15 protein-coding genes are annotated in these 17,935 nt (G+C 63.3%); 7 read left to right on the top strand and 8 right to left on the bottom strand.

Annotated features, from left to right (window positions below; genetic code table 11):
* Positions 1–36: 36 nt before the first annotated feature.
* Positions 37–1,683: an amidohydrolase gene (locus AB8A50_RS19295; protein WP_439078620.1), complete on the bottom strand. Its 1,647-nt coding sequence runs from the start codon at positions 1,681–1,683 to the stop codon at positions 37–39.
* A gap of 241 nt (positions 1,684–1,924) precedes the next feature.
* Here AB8A50_RS19295 and AB8A50_RS19290 point away from each other — a divergent pair, with 241 nt between their 5' ends.
* From AB8A50_RS19290 to AB8A50_RS19280, 3 genes are all read left to right on the top strand, one after another.
* Positions 1,925–2,320 carry a nitrile hydratase accessory protein gene (locus tag AB8A50_RS19290; RefSeq protein ID WP_439080001.1) on the top strand — a complete coding sequence of 132 codons (396 nt, stop codon included), beginning with the start codon at positions 1,925–1,927 and terminating at the stop codon, positions 2,318–2,320.
* Between the two features lie 257 nt (positions 2,321–2,577).
* Positions 2,578–3,945, top strand: a complete 1,368-nt coding sequence (locus AB8A50_RS19285) for an aspartate aminotransferase family protein (protein ID WP_439078619.1) — start codon at positions 2,578–2,580, stop codon at positions 3,943–3,945.
* Positions 3,946–3,975: 30 nt separating this feature from the next.
* Positions 3,976–5,559 carry an ABC transporter substrate-binding protein gene (locus AB8A50_RS19280; protein WP_439078618.1) on the top strand — a complete coding sequence of 528 codons (1,584 nt, stop codon included), beginning with the start codon at positions 3,976–3,978 and terminating at the stop codon, positions 5,557–5,559.
* A gap of 249 nt (positions 5,560–5,808) precedes the next feature.
* Here the strand turns inward: AB8A50_RS19280 and AB8A50_RS19275 are convergent, their stop codons facing one another.
* Genes AB8A50_RS19275 through AB8A50_RS19260 form a run of 4 tightly spaced genes read right to left on the bottom strand, consistent with a single transcriptional unit; the run spans position 5,809 to position 10,476 of the window.
* Entirely contained in the window at positions 5,809–7,464 is a 1,656-nt protein-coding gene (locus AB8A50_RS19275) for a dipeptide ABC transporter ATP-binding protein (protein WP_439080000.1), read from the bottom strand.
* 10 nt (positions 7,465–7,474) lie between these two features.
* Positions 7,475–8,308 carry an ABC transporter permease gene (locus AB8A50_RS19270; protein WP_439078617.1) on the bottom strand — a complete coding sequence of 278 codons (834 nt, stop codon included), beginning with the start codon at positions 8,306–8,308 and terminating at the stop codon, positions 7,475–7,477.
* Positions 8,305–9,246 carry an ABC transporter permease gene (locus AB8A50_RS19265; protein WP_439078616.1) on the bottom strand — a complete coding sequence of 314 codons (942 nt, stop codon included), beginning with the start codon at positions 9,244–9,246 and terminating at the stop codon, positions 8,305–8,307. The genes AB8A50_RS19270 and AB8A50_RS19265 overlap by 4 nt, the downstream gene beginning before the upstream one ends.
* A 15-nt stretch (positions 9,247–9,261) precedes the next feature.
* Positions 9,262–10,476, bottom strand: coding sequence for a serine hydrolase domain-containing protein (locus AB8A50_RS19260; protein WP_439079999.1), 1,215 nt, complete (start codon positions 10,474–10,476; stop codon positions 9,262–9,264).
* A 249-nt stretch (positions 10,477–10,725) separates the two neighbouring features.
* On the opposite strand from AB8A50_RS19260, the gene AB8A50_RS19255 reads away from it, so the two are divergent.
* Positions 10,726–11,775 carry a LysR substrate-binding domain-containing protein gene (locus tag AB8A50_RS19255; protein WP_439078615.1) on the top strand — a complete coding sequence of 350 codons (1,050 nt, stop codon included), beginning with the start codon at positions 10,726–10,728 and terminating at the stop codon, positions 11,773–11,775.
* Positions 11,776–11,938: 163 nt separating this feature from the next.
* Here the strand turns inward: AB8A50_RS19255 and AB8A50_RS19250 are convergent, their stop codons facing one another.
* The gene (locus AB8A50_RS19250; protein WP_439079998.1) at positions 11,939–13,138 is read right to left on the bottom strand and encodes a serine hydrolase domain-containing protein; all 1,200 of its coding nucleotides are present in this window, start codon (positions 13,136–13,138) and stop codon (positions 11,939–11,941) included.
* Between the two features lie 168 nt (positions 13,139–13,306).
* Entirely contained in the window at positions 13,307–13,504 is a 198-nt protein-coding gene (locus tag AB8A50_RS19245) for a hypothetical protein (protein WP_089263559.1), read from the bottom strand.
* Between the two features lie 1,098 nt (positions 13,505–14,602).
* Here AB8A50_RS19245 and AB8A50_RS19240 point away from each other — a divergent pair.
* Together AB8A50_RS19240 and AB8A50_RS19235 are read left to right on the top strand one after the other, a co-directional pair.
* Positions 14,603–15,106 (top strand): hypothetical protein, encoded by a 504-nt coding sequence (locus AB8A50_RS19240; protein ID WP_210269244.1) that lies wholly within the window; start codon positions 14,603–14,605, stop codon positions 15,104–15,106.
* A 35-nt stretch (positions 15,107–15,141) separates the two neighbouring features.
* The gene (locus tag AB8A50_RS19235; RefSeq protein ID WP_116659949.1) at positions 15,142–15,474 is read left to right on the top strand and encodes a GYD domain-containing protein; all 333 of its coding nucleotides are present in this window, start codon (positions 15,142–15,144) and stop codon (positions 15,472–15,474) included.
* A 23-nt stretch (positions 15,475–15,497) separates the two neighbouring features.
* Here the strand turns inward: AB8A50_RS19235 and recQ are convergent, their stop codons facing one another.
* Positions 15,498–17,375 (bottom strand): DNA helicase RecQ, encoded by a 1,878-nt coding sequence (gene recQ / locus AB8A50_RS19230; protein ID WP_439078614.1) that lies wholly within the window; start codon positions 17,373–17,375, stop codon positions 15,498–15,500.
* A 217-nt stretch (positions 17,376–17,592) separates the two neighbouring features.
* Here recQ and AB8A50_RS19225 point away from each other — a divergent pair, with 217 nt between their 5' ends.
* On the top strand, positions 17,593–17,916 hold the full coding sequence (locus AB8A50_RS19225; RefSeq protein ID WP_439078613.1) for a hypothetical protein: 324 nt from the start codon (positions 17,593–17,595) through the stop codon (positions 17,914–17,916).
* The last annotated feature ends 19 nt before the right edge of the window (positions 17,917–17,935 follow it).

The raw sequence follows: 17,935 nt of genomic DNA, 5'->3' as shown, positions 1-17,935 counted from the left end.
GCGCTGGATTGAACAGCGCAGCGTCTTGCGCTCCCTTTATTCGGCGGCGACCGCGACTTGACCCAGCCTGTCGAAGACGACGTCGCCACCGAGAATGGTGAGATCGCAGCGAGTGTCTTTCTCGACTTCCTCGGGCGCGCAGGTGAAGACGTCGTGGCTGAGCACGGCGATATCCGCGAGCTGGCCCGGCACCAGACGGCCCATGCGATCTTCGGCGAATTGCGTATAGGCGCCGAAATAGGTGTAGGCGTGGATCGCTTCCGCCATCGACAGCTTCTGGCCTTCGCCGAGCACTGTGTGGCGGTTGGACATGCGCGTCGTCATCGTGAACAGGTTCTTGAACGGATCGGTGGTCGAGACCGGCGCGTCCGAACTCGCTGCGGGATGCAGGCCGGCGTCGAACCACTTGCGCATGGGATAGGCGACATCAGTGCGCGCCTGGCCGAGATTGGTGATGTAGAGATCGCCGAATTCATACATGAAGACCGGCTGCGGCACCGGATCGATGCCCGAGGCGGCCATGCGTGCGATCTGGCTGTCGCTCAGGAAGCCGCAATGCTCGATGCGATGGCGGCGGCCGAGGATCGGATTGTCCGCCGTCGAGGCTTTCTCGATGCCTGACAGCACCTGCTCGATGGCGGCGTCGCCGATGGCGTGGATGGCGAGCTGGTAGCCGAGGCCGTGATAATGCGCGAGATAGTCGTGCATTTCCTTGTCGGTGTAGCAGAAGATACCGCGGTTATCGGGACCGCCCACGAGATAGGGCTCGGACATCGCAGCGGTGAGTCCGCCCGCGCTGCCGTCGCCAAACACTTTCATCGCGCCATAGCGCAGCATGCCGACCTCGCGGCCGAAGCGATAACCTGCAGCATGTGCCTGATCGCCGATGCCGTCGGTGTTGCCATAGATACAGACCCAGGTGCGGATCGGCAGCGTATTCGATTTCGCAAGATGCTCGTAGGCGTCGATCTCATCCATGCCCGCGGCCATGCCGACCGCGGCGTCCATCACGCTGGTGAAGCCCTGTGACACCATGAAGCGGCCGGCGCGGTCGATCGCATCGCGCAGGCGTTCGGCGCTGGGCTTCGGCGCGGCGTCGACGATCAGGCGCAGCGCGCGTTCGGCGAGCAGGCCGGTCAGCTTGTTGTCGCGGCGTTCGATCATGCCGCCATCGGGCTGCGGCGTGTTGTGGCCGATGCCGGCCGCGCGCATCGCCTGCGTATTGATCACGGCGACATGGCCGCAGGTCCGCTTGAGATAGACCGGATTGTTCGGCGCAACCTGATCGAGCTCTTCGGCAGTGGGGTGTCGCTTTTCCGCGAGCTCGTAATGGTCATAGCCGCGGCCATTGATCCATTCGCCGGGCTTGGCCGTCTTGGCCTTCTCGGCGACGCGGCGCAGGATTTCGCCGATCGAGTTGGCGCCGGTTTCCGGCCGCAGATTGATTTCGGTCATGGTCAGGCCGAGCGGCAGCAGATGCATATGCGCATCGTTCAGGCCCGGGATGGCGGTGCGGCCGGCGAGTTCGATGATGCGCGTATCCGGCCCGGCAAGCTCGGCGATTGTCTCGGCCGAGCCGGTCGCCAGCACGCGTCCCGATGCGATCGCGATGGCTTCGACAAAGCCCTCGTTGAGACCACAGAACACGCGTCCTCCGGTCAGGATGAGGCTTGGCTTTTCCATCTTAAGTCTACCTTTTATTCACGGGATCGAGTGCAGCGACGGGTACGCCAAAATTATTCAGCGGAGCAAGATCGCAGATTGTGCAGTGTGAGCCTGCAGACGGGGCAACGCGCCGCATATCGCGCTTTATGTTGGAGTTTTTCTCGCAGGTCAGGAATTAGACACCTGCCATGCGCGTCACGCAGCGAGATTTGCGTGAGGCGCGCGTCGGTGTAGGATTCGCCTGATGTCTGGAGCCGGTATGATGACGACCAATACTCAAGCTGCAACCCGTGCGACGGCCGAAATCCCGAGCATCCCCTGCGACGCCGAGGGTCCCGTGTTTCGCGAGCCGTGGGAGGCCCAGGCCTTTGCCATGGCCGTGACGCTGCATGAGGGCGGCGTGTTCACCTGGACGGAATGGGCTGCGGCGCTGGCTGCCGAGATCAAGCGCGCCCAGGCGGGTGGCGATGCCGACACCGGCGAGACCTATTACCGGCACTGGCTGGCGACGCTGGAAAACCTGATCGCCGAAAAGGGTTTGACGACGGCGGATGCGCTGCATCGCTATCGCGATGCCTGGGACCACGCCGCCGATCGCACGCCGCATGGCCAGCCGATCGAACTGACCCCGGCGGATTTCGAGCGCCACGCGTAGAGCCGCGGCGCACGCCTCTCTCCGCCGTCATGGCCGGGTTTGTCCCGGCCATCCACGTTTTTGACAGAAGTGAAGTGAGGCGTGGATGCCCGGGACAAGCCCGGGCATGACGAGTTCTTATTGAAGCGTCATCCCTCACGGTGCGCAGCGCGCACCACCGACCCCCTGTTTGGCATCTCCCGCGATCGTCCGGGCAATTCGATGATCCCTTCGTTGACGCTGGCCCCCGTGGCTGTCCGGCGTCGTCGGAGAAAAACATGCTCGATACAACAAGAACGACCGGCGATCTGCAGGCGCTCGACGGCGCGCATCACGTCCATTCCTTCACCGATCCCGCCGTGATCGCCAGCGGCAACACCCGCGTCGTGGTGCGCGGCGAGGGCTGCCAGATCTGGGACAGTGACGGGCGCAGATTCCTGGACGGCATGGCCGGGCTGTGGTGCGTGAATGTCGGCTATGGCCGGCAGGAGCTGGTCGATGCCGCCGCCCGGCAGATGGCGGAGCTGCCGTTCTACAGCAACCATTTCCAGTCGACGACGCCGGCGATGACGGAGCTCGCGCACAAGCTGTCGCAGCTGACGCCGGAAGGTCTCGACCACTTCCTGTTCACCTCGTCGGGCTCCGAGGCCAACGACACCATCGTCCGCATGGTGCGCTATTTCTGGAAGCTGCAGGGCAAGCCCACCAAGCGCACCTTCATCAGCCGCACCATGGCCTATCACGGCAGCACGCTGGCGGCCGTGAGCCTGTGCGGGATGCCGCACATGCATGCCATGGACGGCGGCACGCTCCCGGGTTTCGCGCATATCCAGCATCCGCACTGGTACATGTTCGGTGGCGAGCTCACCAAAGAGGAGTTCGGACTGCAGGTCGCGCAGGCGCTCGAGCAGAAGATCCTCGAACTCGGGCCAGAGAATGTCGCGGCCTTTATCGGCGAACCGGTGCAGGGCGCTGGCGGTGTGATCGATCCGCCATCGACCTACTGGCCGGAAATCCAGCGCATCTGCCGCAAATACGATGTGCTGCTGATTGCGGATGAAGTGATCTGCGGTTTCGGCCGCACCGGCGAATGGTTCGGCGCGCAAACTTACGGCGTCACGCCGGACCTGATGACGCTGGCCAAGGGCCTGTCCTCTGGCTATCTGCCGATCGCCGCGGTGGCGATGAACAAGCGGGTGTTCGAGACCATCGGCGCCGGCGGGTTGCTCGCTCACGGCTATACCTATTCCGGCCATCCCGTCGCCTGCGCGGTGGCACTCGCCAATATCGACATCATTGAACGCGAAGGCCTGGTCGATCGCGTCCGCGACGATATCGGCCCCTATCTGCATCAGGCGCTGGCGCAATTCGAACAGCATCCGGTCGTGGGCGAGGTGCGCGGCATAGGCACGCTGGCGGCGCTGCAACTGGTCAAGGACAAAGACACCCGCGAGATCTTCACGGTCGAGGACGGCGCCGGGGTCTTCTGCCGCGAGGCCGCCTACAATCAGGGCCTGATCGTTCGCGCCGTCGGCCAGTCGATCGTACTCAGCCCGTCGCTGGTCATTACTCATGCCGAGATCGATGAACTCGTCGACAAGCTCAAGCGCGCACTCGACGAGACGGCACGGAACTTTGGACTTTAGACATTTGTGCAACGTGATTTGGAGAGCCGCATGAGGATGAGATCTGTCTTCGCTACCGTCCTGGCCGCGATTGCTACGGGCGCAGCTTTCGCCGGCATGGCACGTGCGGAGGAGCCGATCCACGGCGGCACGATGCGTATCGTGATGACGGCGGATATCCGCACGCTCGACGCGTCGCGCAGCGACAATCTCACCGATCACGTCCTCAACCATATCTATGAGCAGCTTGTCGCGCACAGGAACGACATGACCATCGGCCCCGCCGCCGCCGAGAGCTGGGACGTGTCGCCGGACGGCAAGACCTACAGCTTCAAGCTCCGTGACGGCATGGTCTATCACAACGGCGACAAGGTGAAGGCCGCCGACGTCAAGTGGCTGTGGGACCGCCGCATGGCCGCCCCGAAGTCCGGTGCGCCATGGGTCTGCGCCGCAAGCTTCGACGGGTCGCGTGGCATGAAGGTCGAGTCGGTGGAAGCACCGGACGACGGAACGGTAGTTTTTACCCTCGACAAGCCGAACACGCTGTTCCTGGTGCGGCTCGCCGATATCGTCTGCAATTTCTGGATTGCCAGCCCGAAGAATGTCGACGCCGAGGGCAACTGGATTGCAGGATCGGCGATCGGTTCCGGCTCGTTCAGGCTGAAGGAATGGCGCAAGGAGCAATATGTTTCGCTGGAGCGTTTCGCGGACTATGTGCCGTCGAAGCAGAAGCGCGACGGTTTCGGCGGCGACCGCACCAGCTATTTCGACGAGGTGCGCTTCGTCGTCATCCCCGACAAGACCGCGGCGGAAACCGCGTTGCTTGCGGGGCAGGTCGATATCGTTACCTATCTCCAGGTCTCCCGCATCGAGGAGATGAAGAAGCGCGGCGCCGTGGTGAAGACCGCGCCCGGCCTGTCGCTGTCGGCGATCCTGATCCAGACCACCGATCCCCTGATGTCGAACGTCAAGATCCGCCGTGCGCTGGCCCATGCGATCGATTTTAAGGAGATGGCCGAGACCAAACTGATGGGTCTCACCGAATTCAATCCGTCGGGTGTCGCGGAATCCTCGGCCTATTTCGACAAGTCGTTCCAGGCCTGGCCGAAATACGATCCGGAAGCCGCCAGGAAGCTGCTGAAGGAAGCCGGCTACAAGGGCGAGCCGATCAAGATGCAGACCAACAAGCGCTATATCGGCATGTATGAGAATGCCGTCGTGGTGCAGGCCATGCTCAACGCCGCCGGCTTTAACGTGCAGCTCGACGTCATCGACTGGGCGGCGCAACTCGAGAACTGGATGAGCGGCAAGTTCCAGCTCCAGTCCTTTGGCTATTCCTCCCGCGCCGACCCGATGCTGATGTATGGCACCATCATCGGCAACAAGGCCAAGGCGCCGACCTCGCAATGGGATGATCCGGACGCGCAGGCGCTCTATCTCAAGGCGCTAAACGCCATCGGCTTTGACGAGCGCAGGGCGATCCTCAAGCAGCTCCACGCCAAAATGGCAGAGGAAGTGCCCATCCTCGGGCTTTACTACTATCCCGTAATCGAGGCGGTCTCGCCAAAACTCGTGAACTACGAGTCGTGGCCGCTCGAAAAACCGCGCGCCTGGGGTGTGTGGAAGAAGCCGTAACTGCCCGCAGCGTTACGGCAGACTTGAAGACCCCGGGGCCAGCGACGGCTCCGGGTTTTTTCGTACTCCGTCCTCATGGTGAGGAGCGCGCTCTTGCGCGCGTCTCGAACCATGGTTGCCGCACTCCGGAGCTCGCGGCCATCCTTCGAGACGCGGTCGAAGGCGACCGCTCCTCAGGATGAGGGCGGAGTGACCGGCAAAAATAGGTACGCTGGTCAAGCCCGCGTATGACAGCCTGAGTGTATGGCGCTAGACCGCCGTCTCCGCCGCCACCACCGCTCCCTCAAATCTCCGGTCCAGCAGCATCGCCGCATTCAGCAGCCGCTTTGTGTAATCATGCTGCGGACGGTCGAAAATGTCATCGCGGCTGCCGACCTCGACGATTTTGCCGTTCTGCATCACCGCGACGCGGTCGGCGACCTGCTCGACGGCGCCGAGATCGTGCGAGACGAACAGGCACGCAAACCCATAGCGCTCCTGCAACTCGCGGATCAGCTTCAGGATCTGCTTCTGCACCGTCATGTCGAGCGCGGACACCGGCTCGTCGGCGACCACGAAGGCCGGGCGCCGTGCGATGGCGCGGGCGATGGCCACGCGCTGGCGCTGGCCGCCGGAGAGCTGATGCGGCAGCCGGCGCAGGAAGTCCTGGGACAGGCCCACTTCATCGAGCACCTCACGCACGCGGAGTTCGCGCGCCTTGCCATCCATTGTGGTGTCGAGGCGCAGTGGTTCGCCGACGATGTCGCCGATGCGTTGGCGCGGATCGAGCGATGAATACGGATCCTGGAAGATGATCTGCATTTCCTCGCGCTGCAGCCGCGCCGCGCGGCCGCGCCAGGTCATGATCTGGCCGCCGCGGAAGGCGATGCTGCCGGAGGTCGGTGTGATCAGGCCGACGGTGGCGCGGCCAAGCGTGGTCTTGCCGGAGCCGGAGCCGCCGACCAGCGCCAGCGTCTCGCCCTCGCCGATGGTGAGATCGACGCCGTCGACGGCGCGCTTGGCCTCCGTGCGGCCGAACAGGCGCGGGCGTCCCGCATAGTCGATCACCACATCGCGCAATTCGACCAGCGGTTTGATCGTGCGGGCGCTGCGTAAGCCGCCGGCGCTTCGTCGCGGCAGCGCGTCGACGAGACGCTGAGTATAGTCGTGCTGCGGCGACGACAGCACGTCGAGGCTGCGACCCTGTTCGACGATCCGGCCCTTCAGCATCACGGCGACATCGCGCACATAATGCGAAACCATGCCGAGGTCGTGGCTGATCAGCAGCACCGCGGTGCCGTTCTCCTGCGTCAGTTCCACCATCAGATCGAGCACGTCGCGCTGTACCAGCGTGTCGAGTGCCGTGGTCGGCTCGTCTGCGATCAGCAGGTCCGGCTTCAGCAGCATCACCGAGGCCAGCATGATGCGCTGGCGCATGCCGCCGGAAAATTCATGCGGATAGGCGTCGAGGCAGTGAACGGGATTGGGGATGCTGACGCGCTTCAGCATCGTGAGGCAGCGCTCGCGGATCTCGCCGCGCGACAGCCGGCGATGATGCAGTTTGAGACCTTCCGCCATCTGCTGGCCGATGGTCATTGACGGATTGAGCGACACCATCGGCTCCTGGAACACCATCCCGATATGCGCACCGCGGATTTTACGAAGTGCCGGCGGCGCGATGCCGACCAGTTCGGTGTGGCGGAACCTGATGCTGCTGCCGGGTGCGGCGATCAGCGGCGTCGGCAGCAGGCCGAGCACGGCGCGCGCGGCCATGGTTTTGCCGGAGCCGGACTCGCCGACCAGCGCCAGCATGCTACCGGGCATGATGGAGAAGCTGGCATCGTCGACGAGCTTGTTGCCGTCGGGGCCGACGGTAACCGTCAGATGCTCGGCGGCGATGACGGGCTGCGATGGATCGTGTGTCATCGTCATCGCATCAGGCCTGCATCTTCGGGTCGAGCCAGTCGCGCAGCGCGTCGCCCAGCATGTTGATGCCGAGCAGCGTCAGCGAGATGCACAGGCCCGGCAAAATGAGCAAATACGGCGCCTGCGTGATGAAAGGCCGGCCCGAGGCCAGCATGTTGCCCCAGCTCGGCGCCGGCGGTGGCACGCCGAGGCCGAGAAAGCTCAGCGCGCTCTCCGACAGGATGACCCAGCCGAACATCGTGGTGGCCAGCACCGTGATCGGCGCCATGCAGTTCGGCAGCACATGGCGCACCATGGTCACGAGTTCCGAATTGCCCATCACCCGCGATGCCTCGATATATTCGCGTTCGCGCACCGACAGCACGCTGGCGCGTGCGACGCGCACCACGGCGGGCATATAGGCGACGCTGAGCGCCAGGATCAGCGCCTCGCGGCTGGCGCCGGAGATCGCCATGATGAACAGTGCCAGCAGCAGGCCGGGAAAGGCCAGCAGCGAGTCGTTGAGGATCATGAGTATCCTGTCGGTCCAGCCGCGCAGGAAGCCGGCGACGATGCCGAACAACAGGCCGAGTGAGACGGCGATGGCAACGGTGGCGAGCGCGATCCAGCCGGTGGTGCGTGCGCCATAGATCAGGCGGCTCAGCACGTCACGGCCGAATTCGTCGGCGCCGCACAGATGCGATGCGGAAGGTGCTTTCAGCACCGCGCGCAGGTTGAGCTTGAGCGGATCATAGGGCGCCAGCATGGGGCCGAAGATCGCGAGCAGGGTCAGCAGCAGCACGAGGCCGCCACCGATCAGGAGATTGGCGCGGCCGCGCGCGAGGCGGGGGAAGTAGCGCGTCATTGGGCGATCTTGGGGTCAAACAGCGGATACAGCATGTCGACGATCAGATTGACGATGACATAGATGACGCTGATGAACAGGATGCAGCCCTGCACCACCGGATAGTCGCGGGCATAGATCGCCTCGACCAGCAGGCGGCCGAGGCCGGGAATGGTGAATACCGTCTCGGTGATGGCGATGCCGCCGAGTAATCCGCCGAGGATCAGGCCGATCAATGTCCAGGTGGGCGCAAAGGCGTTGCGGAAGGCATGGCGCCACATCACCTCGGATTCCGACAGCCCCTTGGCGCGGGCATGGGTGATATATTCGAGCCGCGACACCTCAATGGTGGAGGCGCGCGCCATGCGCACGATCGGGCCGAGTTCGACCATGATCAGCGTGAGCACCGGCATGAAGATGAACAGCACACCCTGACGGAAGTTCTCGCTCAGCGACACGTAGCCGATGACGGGAAACCATTCGAGCCACATGCCGAATACCAAGAGGATCATCAGGCCGAGCCAGAAGCTCGGGATCGACAACAAGAGCGTTGAGAGTGCCACCGTGCCGTAGTCGGCGAAGGTGCCCTGCCGCCAAGCCGCGAACATGCCGGCCGGTACCGCGATGAGCGCGGCAAACGCCACGGCTGTAACGACGATGGTCGCGGACACCGCGAAGCGGTCCAGCATCAGCGGCAGCACCTGTTCGCCTGATGAGATCGACTTGCCAAAGTCGCCGGAAAAAATATGACCGAGCCAGGTCAGATATTGCGACGGCAGCGCGCCGGACAAGCCCATCTCCCGGCGCAGCGCCTCGACCTGTTCGGGCGTCGCGAGATCGCCGAGCATGACGGAAGCAGGATCGCCGGGGATCAGTCGCATGGCAAAAAAGATCGCCGCCGATACGATGATCAGTGTCGGCACCGCCTGCAGCAGACGTCCGAGCAGGAAGCGGCCCATCAGGCTGCCTTTCGGTTATCGTGTGAGCGCATCGCGGATCGCATGCGCGGCGGCGACGGCCTCGCGGGCGCGGGGCACGCTGGTGACCTCGGGCCAGGTCGAGAGCTTGACGAAAGCAAATTCGGATTCCGGATCGATATAGATCAATTGCCCGAAGATGCCGCGTGCCAGCATGGCGCGCCCCCGGGGATCCTCGATCCACCATTTGTTGTGATAGGCGCCCTCCGGCAGCGTCTCGCGGAAGAAGCCCTGGAACAGTTCGGTGTTGCCGTTGTTGCGGGTGTCGTCGATCCACGCTTTCGGGATCACCTGACGATCGCTGGACCGCCCGCCATTGATGATCATCTGCGCGAAGCGGCCATAGTCGCGCAGGCTTGCACAGAAGCCGCCATCGGCCAGCGCGAAGCCGCCGTGGTCGACAGTGAAATAGCCGTCCTCCTGCGCGCCCATCGGCGCCCATAATTCCCGGCTGACCAATTCGGAGAGCGAAGTTGCGGTGGCACGTTCGAGGATGAAGCCGAGCACGTCGGTCTCGATGGAGCGATACTGGAACAGGGCGCCGTGCGGACGGTCCTGTTCGGTCAGCGTCAGGATCAGCTCCCACATGGTGCGCGGGTAGTCCGGCTGATCGTTGACGCGCCAGCCGCAGGCATAGCCGAGCTTCACCATATGCGAGCCGGGCGTGGTGTAGGATTCGTCGAACACGACGCCCGTTGTCATGTCGAGCACGTGCTGCACAGTCGCGCCGCTATAGGCGGTGCGCGCGAGCTCGGGCAGATAGTGCGTCACCGGCGCCTTGGGATCGAGCACGCCACGGTCGGTGAGAATGCCGGCCACCATACCGACCATCGATTTCGCCATCGACATCGACAGGTGTTGGCTGTGCGGCTTCATATCGTTGAAGTAGCGCTCATAGACGATGGCGCCACGGTGCAGCACCAGCATGCCGTCGGTGGCGTTGTCCGTCAGAAAGCTCTCGAAACTGAGATCGCGGCCGTCAAAGCTGAAAGCAACCGTATCGAGCGCCTGCAAATTCTCGCGCATCGGCATGACCGGGCCCGGCCCGCGCCAGACCTGCGCGGTCGGCGTCATCTCGCGGATGTGCTGGAAGGTCCAACGATGCATCGGCGCCCGGCTCCAGCCGGAGCGTGGCAGCAGGGGGCCGCCGGGATGGAGCGGGTCGCGGTAGGGTGGCCGTTGAAACAGGTCGGTCAGCGTCGTGATCCCCATGCAGCGGCCGCCGCGCAGCGCGCGATGAGCCATCGTTAGACCTCACGAGGGTAACGCCATCAAGATGACCCGGAAGATGCCAATGAGGGGCATGGTGGTGCACCGGGCGCACCGTGCTAGACTGCCATCTTGCCGCAGCCCTGCCGACTTGCCTCTGCGCACACCGGCATGTCTCTTGCTTCGCTGAATGCTTGTCTCGTTGGGACGATCCGCTTGGCGGTCGTGCCGCCAACCGAATGTGGATGGATGATGAAGCCGGTCTCCAGTCCAGGCCCCAATCCTGTCGTGATGGACGACGCCGGAGCTGCGCCGGCCCCGGCGCTGAACCCGCCGTCGCGCAAGTCGATCCCGCCTTTCGAGGCGCTGCGTGCCTTCGATGCGGTGGCACGGCTCGGCGGCGTGCGCCGCGCGGCGCAGAGCCTCGGGCGTGATCACGCGGTGATCAGCCGGCATCTGCGCACGCTGGAATCATGGACTGGCACCAAGTTGATCGACCGGACCTCATCGAGCATCTCGCTGACCGATGACGGCGTGCGTTATCACCGGCATATTGCGGCGGCGATGGATGCCATCGCCGATGCCACCATCGACCTGATGCGGCGCGGTGACAATCATCGCCTGCTGATCTGGTGCGCGCCGGGCTTCGCGCTGCACTGGATGTCGCGCAAGATCGGATTGTTCGAGAAGGCCAATCGCGACGTCGATATCGAGCTACGCCCCACCGATCGCCGGCCGGATTTCGCCTCGCACGAGACGGATATCGATATCCGCTTCGAGTCGGTCTATGGCAATCCGCTGCAGCTCGCCCCCGGCCTGCGTTGCATCGAGGCGGCGCGTGTGCCGATCGTCGCGGTGGCCAGCCCGGCCTACCTGGCCTCAATGCCGGCGATCGAGACGCCGCGCGATCTGCTGAACCAGCGCCTGCTGCATGAAGAGGACTTCGACAGCTGGGCGCACTGGCTGGCGGCGCACGGCATCTATGACGAACTCGACCTCGGTGGTCCTCGCCTGTGGCAGGGCCACATGACGCTCGACGCTGCGATCCACGGCCGCGGCGTCGCGCTGTCCAACCATATGGTGGTTGCGCATGAGCTGGAATCCGGCCGCCTCGTCGAGATTGGAAAAGACAATGCGAGCTTTCAACCTTATTCGGACGGCATCTATTACTTGATCACCCGCGCCGACCGCTGGGATGCGCCGCTGATCCGCCGCTATCGCAACTGGCTGATCGAGGCCATCGCGCAAGACTGGCCCGAGCTGAGCGTCGCGGCTCAGGCGAAGCGGAGCAAGGTGGGGTAGGGCATAAACCGATTGGCGCACCTCTCTTCATGTCATCGCCCGGCTTGACCGGGCGATCCAGTAAACGCTGCCGGTGCTCGTTGCCCATTGTAGAGGCCGAATTGCCGAGGCCTTGGTTTACTGGGTCACCCGGTCAAGCCGGGTGACGACAAACAGGGGCCGCTCACTTCAGCGCCTTCACCACCGCATTGAAGAAATCATTGTCCAGAATCGGCGCGTTCAGCGTCGTCGGTTTTGAGCGTGCGCTCAGCACGACGCAGATCACGCGCTGTTTCGGATTGATGTACAGCATCTGGCCGAAAATGCCGCGCGCGACGAAGGCGCCGTCGTCGAGCGTGCCGTCGGGCGCCGGCACGATCCACCACATATAGCCGTAATCGACGCGCTGGCCGTTGATCTGGCGTGAGGACCCGGCCTCGCGGACCCAGCCTTCCGGCAGCACGCGGGTGCCATCGATCACGCCGTCATCGAGAATGAAACGGCCGAAGCGTGCATAGTCGCGCAGGGTGGCAAACATCCCGCTGCCGGCGACTTCCAGTCCGCCCGGCGCTTCCAGCCACCAGCATCCATCGGCTTCCATGCCGAGCTTCGACCAGATCTTCTCCGAGAGATAATCGCTCAGCCATTTGCCGGTGGCCGCCTTCACCAGCGCGCCGACCACATGGGTGTCGCCGGTCGAGTAGCACCATTGCGTGCCGGGCGCCGCGGCGCGCGGACGCTCCGCCATGTAGCGCATGATGGCGCCGGGCTGCTGGGCCACCTGCAATTCGAGCAGCTTGCGGCGTTCGGACTGTGCGTCGGTCTGGTCGTCGCTCCAGCGCACACCTGACGTCATCTGCATCAGCGTCTTCACGCTGACACCCTCGAAGGCGGTGCCGGAAAATTCGGGAAGATAAGTCACCAGCGGATCGTCGACGCTCTTGATATACCCGTCCTGGATGGCGGCGCCCACCAGCGTAGTGCTGAAGGATTTCGCCATTGACATCGACAGCCAGCGTGTCGATGCCTCGATACCGAGATCGTAATGTTCGAGCAGAACCTCGTCGTCCTTTATCACCAGAATTCCGGCGACGCGGTTGCGCGAAATATAGTCGTAGATGTCGTAACTCGCGCCATTGGAGACGATCGGAAAGTCCGGCAGTGTGCGCTTGCCGTAAGCCAGCGGACGCACCGGCGCGCCAGCCTTGATGGTGCGCGTCGCGAAATTCATCTCGGGCGTGACGAAGGTCCGCAGATGATCGATAGGCATCGATCGGCCGGCATAGGAATTGATGATCGCGTCGGTTGCAGTTTGGGGGCTCGTCGCGGAAGCCTGACGAATGGTGCTGTTGGCTTCGCCTGCACCCGGCGCCACATCTGTCACAGTCAAAGGTCTGTCCTGCATCTTCGGGCGCGTCGATGCGCTCAAGGATTTACTATGGCAGGGCAGAAGGGCTGTCGAGGGTGCCAAGGTTGAAACGCGCGGTGCGCCGGCATCACCGGCACATCACGCTAATTTATGTCAAACCGGTCCGGTGTCCTGATGCGACAATCAACGAACCGCCGTCGTGTTCGAACTGGTGAGCGCAGTCGGCTGACCGGCCTTGATGACTCGGGCCGTCTGGGTGCCGTCGCTGGTGCCTGTGCGGGCGGCAATGCCGAAACCTGCAACCGCGATGCCGGCAACCAGGGCGACAACGACGATCTTCAGATGCGTGCTGCGGTCTGCGCTGTGGATCGAGTGGTTCATGGCGGCCTCCTGCCGTCTACGCGGCTACTTGTTGCATGGAGGTGTAGTCCCGGCCGGTTTCCAGCCGATGGCGTCCGTGTAGAAAATTGTTTCGTGGAAGCGGAGATTTGTTTCGTCGCGTAGCCGGATACTTATGAAATCAGCGGTTTTGGCGCCTTTGGCGGTATTCGCGTCATACGTATTGTTCGATGCCGGGGAGTCCCGACCCACGCTTGTCATTCCGGGGCGCGGCCGGCACTTGCCGGACGCGAACCCGGAATCCCGAGATGTTCAGCGCAAAACAGGTCGGGATTCTCAGCCACTCCAAGTGGAGTGGCTGAGGCTCGGTCCCGTCGCCTGCGGCGTCGGTCCCGCCCTCAGGCAAACCAATTGGTTTGCCGGGGAATGACGAGTTGGAGGCGGCAGACAGCGCCCCAACATTTTTTCCTATTCTTTGTTGACAACATCCCTACAAGGATTATTATCTCCCTTGTCCGACCTCGATGAGAGGGGCGAGCGCGATCGTCACGTTCGCGGGGCTGGATGCGGTGGACGCCGGAGATGCGGCGTTACGCGGTTCATGGGTGACGTCTGTCTTCGGGCAGGACGGATCTGCGCCAGCACTGCCACTGGCAAGGAGACGGCCGACCTTGAGATGGAAAGATCCCTGGACAGTGTGACGGACGACCAAATCGAAACGCGTTCGGCCAAGTGCTTTGCGGCTACCCTGTCCCTCCGCCCTGGGACATTAATTTTGGTGATGGGACCGTTCGCCATGGCAGATGTGCAGGCAACCGAAAAAACACCGTATGCGGAACGTCGGGCACTTGCTCGGCGCCTCCGAAAGTCCTGATGCACTCTAGATTGCGGAAGACCGCATCGCATCAGGCCCAAGGGTGCAACGGGCACCCGGCGTTCCGCACGCCCTCTTGATTGAGGGTGGGAAGGAATGCGCAAAACTCGGACGCGCAAGCGCCGCGAGAATGCGAGCGTGTGTTTCCACGTCACCGAAGCAGCTACCGCCACCCCACTCGATTTAGGTAAGCACTCCTGCTTGTTATTGCGGAGGGCGGCCTTCAAAACTCCTCCTCGAAGGGCTCATGGGCAGACGAGGATCACATGATCATCAAGCCCAGCGCATCGTGGCACACCCGCTCGACCCTCAGCAGGTTGGCGCACATTCTCGAACGGACCGGACTCGCTTTGGTTGGGGCTGCCTGCGGGCTGTTCGTTGCCGAGGTTGGCCGCTTCATCGAGGTCATTGGCTCGGGTGAAGTCGTGTTCGCCATGATCATTTACGGGGCTACCGGCTTCTATCTCGGAATCGATCTGCCCCAGGTTCCTGCCGATTACCGCATGCATCTGCCGCTATGGCGCGGGCTGGGCAACAGTGCGGATATGGTGGAGCTGCTCACTGCGGCCGGTACCTTCATCACATCGGTGACGGCGATCACGTCAGTCTCCAGTATCATTCTGGGTGAAACCGTGCGCCCTAGGACGGCTGGCATCATCTGTTTGAGCTGGGCAATCGGCGCCACCATGCAGATCGCTGCCGGTATCATCGCGCGAATAGAGTTAGGCCGTGCCGTGAAAATGGCGAAGCTCGCGCTCTTCTCCCGGTGAAAGGTCAGGACAATCCCGGCTGATGGAGGTCGAACATGCCGCTCTATATGTATCAGGCTGCCTACACGCCGGAATCATGGGCCGCGCAAATGAAGAATCCGCAGAACCGCGTTGAATCCGTTGGACGGCAGACGACGGAGGCGGTCGGAGGAACATTGATCGGAGGTTGGTATTGCCTGGGCGAATATGACGTGATGCTGATCGCCGATGTGCCGGATATCGAGAGCATGGCGGCTATCGCCGTCGCGATTGCGGCGGGCGGCGCCATCAAGTCCAGCCAGACGACTGCATTGATGACCGGGGCGGAACTTGTGGCGGCCCTGAAGAAGTCGGAGTCCGTCATCAAGGGTTACAAGCCCGCCCGATAGACATCGGTGGCTTCGATCGCCCGCTATCGTCCCGGCGTCGCATTCACCAAAGCGAGGATCTCCGCGCCGTAATGCTCCAGCTTCTTGTCGCCGATCCCCGGGATTTCGCGGAGCTGGTCGAGCGTGGTGGGATGTTCGCTGGCGATGCCATCGATGGTGGCGTCGTGCAGCACGACATAGGCCGGGACGTTGCGCTTCTTCGCGACTTCGGAGCGCCAGGCACGCAGCACGGCGAGCAGATCGGGATTGGCGTTGTCGCTGCGCGGTGCCGCGAGATCGCCGCGGCGGGATTTGCTGCGCGGGGCACGGCCGGTGCCGCCGGTCTCCTCGCGGAACATCAGCTCGATCTCGCCCTTGAGCACACCGCGCGCTTCTTCGGTGAGCTTCAGCGCATTGAACGCGTCCGCATCCGCATAGAGAAAGCCGCGCGCCACCAGTTGCCGCATCACGGCGCGCCATTGTTTCTCGGCGAGTTCGCCGCCGATGCCGAATACCGACAGCTTGTCATGGCCGAATTGCTTGACCTTGTCGGTGAGGCGACCGATCAGCACGTCCACCAGATGCATGGCGCCGAATTTCTGCCCGGTGCGATAGGCACAGGACAACAGCTTCTGCGCGGCGACGCTGCCGTTCCAGACTTTCGGCGGCGAGAGGCAATTGTCGCAATTGCCGCAGCGCGTGCCGGTCGCCTCTTCGCCGAAATAACCCAGCAGTCGGGTGCGCCGGCAATCGACGGTCTCGGCGAGGCCGACCAGCGCGTCGAGCTTGCCGATGGAGACGCGCTTGAAGGTCTCGGATCCCGTGGACTCGTCGATCATGCGGCGCTGCTGCACGATGTCGGAAAGACCATAGGCCATCCACGCATTCGACGGCTTGCCGTCGCGGCCGGCGCGGCCGGTTTCCTGATAATAGGCCTCGATGCTCTTCGGCAGATCGAGATGGCAGACGAAGCGCACGTCGGGCTTGTCGATGCCCATGCCGAAGGCGACGGTGGCGACGATCACCACGCCGTCTTCATTGATGAAGCGATCCTGATTGGTCTCACGCAGGCGTGCGTCGAGCCCGGCGTGATAGGGCAGCGCGAGGATTCCGGCCTTGTTCAATGCGGCTGCGGTGTCCTCGACCTTGGCACGCGACAGGCAATAGACCACGCCGGCCTCGCCGGAATGCCGGTCGCTGATGAAAGCCTGCAACTGCTTCTGTGCGTTGGTCTTGTCGACGATCTCGTATTTGATGTTGGGCCGGTCGAAGCTCGCCACGAAATTCGGTGCGTCTTCCAGGCGGAGGCGTTGCACGATCTCCTGCCGGGTCAGATCGTCGGCGGTTGCGGTCAGCGCAATGCGCGGAATGTTCGGGAACCGTTCGGCGATGACCGAGAGGCCGATATATTCGGGCCGGAAATCGTGGCCCCATTGCGCGACGCAATGCGCCTCGTCGATGGCGAACAGGGCGATCTTGGCGCGGCCGAGCATCGACAGACAGCGCGGCGTGACCAGACGTTCAGGGGCGACGTAGAGAAGGTCCAGTTCTCCGGCGAGCAATTGCCGCTCGACCTCGTTGGCTTCGTCCCAAGACAGGGTGGAATTCAGCACCGCCGCCTTGACGCCCGCCTCAAGCAGGCCCGCGACCTGATCGCGCATCAGCGCAATCAAAGGCGACACGACGATGCCGCAGCCCGGGCGCAGCAAGGATGGCAACTGGTAACACAGCGACTTGCCGCCGCCGGTCGGCATCAGCACCAGGCAATTGCCGCCATCGGTCACGTGGCGAACGATATCTTCCTGTGCACCGCGAAAACCCGGCAGACCGAACACCGAATGCAGCACGGACAATGCATCCGAGGTCTGGAACACGTCTGGCTGATTTTTCGATTGACGCGAGGCGCCGGCGGGAACGGACATTGTGCAGGTCTATTCCTGATTCGAGGGTCGCGTATATCCCGTGAAACGCGTCGTTCCCCCAGGAGAACGCGTCATTCCCGAGAGAATGCTTCATTCTCTATGGCATCGCGACGTTTCGCCTTGATCGCGCCGCTTTACCCCTGTCGATGATCCGTTCTAAGAGAATGAGTGCGCGACCGCGCCAGCGTCGCTGCAACCGGGCAAAAAGAAAAGCCGTATGCCATTCCTTTTGCGAATCTTTTCATGGCTTCTGAACCGTCGCCGCGGACCCAAGATCCGCTGGCAGGCGGCCAATGAGAATGCCGCGCGCAAAGTGCGCCGGAAATTCAAGAAGGGGCCGAAGTCCGCGATCCTGTCCCATGTCATCGCGCATCGGCCGTCCGTGACGCTGGTGGGGCGGCTGCCCGCGGTCGAAATCTGGAACCTGTCCGATCCGAAGCGTGTCGCGCTGCTCTATCTGCAGCATGGCCGCCGGTTGCGGCTGCCAGCGCCAAAGGCGTTGATGGACGATGCCGTGAAGCGGGCCCGCGCCGCGGAATAGTGGACGTGGTCCACGCGGG

Origin of the sequence: Tardiphaga sp. 841_E9_N1_2, from assembly GCF_051811065.1 — a bacterium.
Taxonomy (GTDB): Bacteria; Pseudomonadota; Alphaproteobacteria; order Rhizobiales; family Xanthobacteraceae; genus Tardiphaga; species Tardiphaga robiniae.
This window is presented reverse-complemented; position numbering and strand designations above follow the sequence as displayed.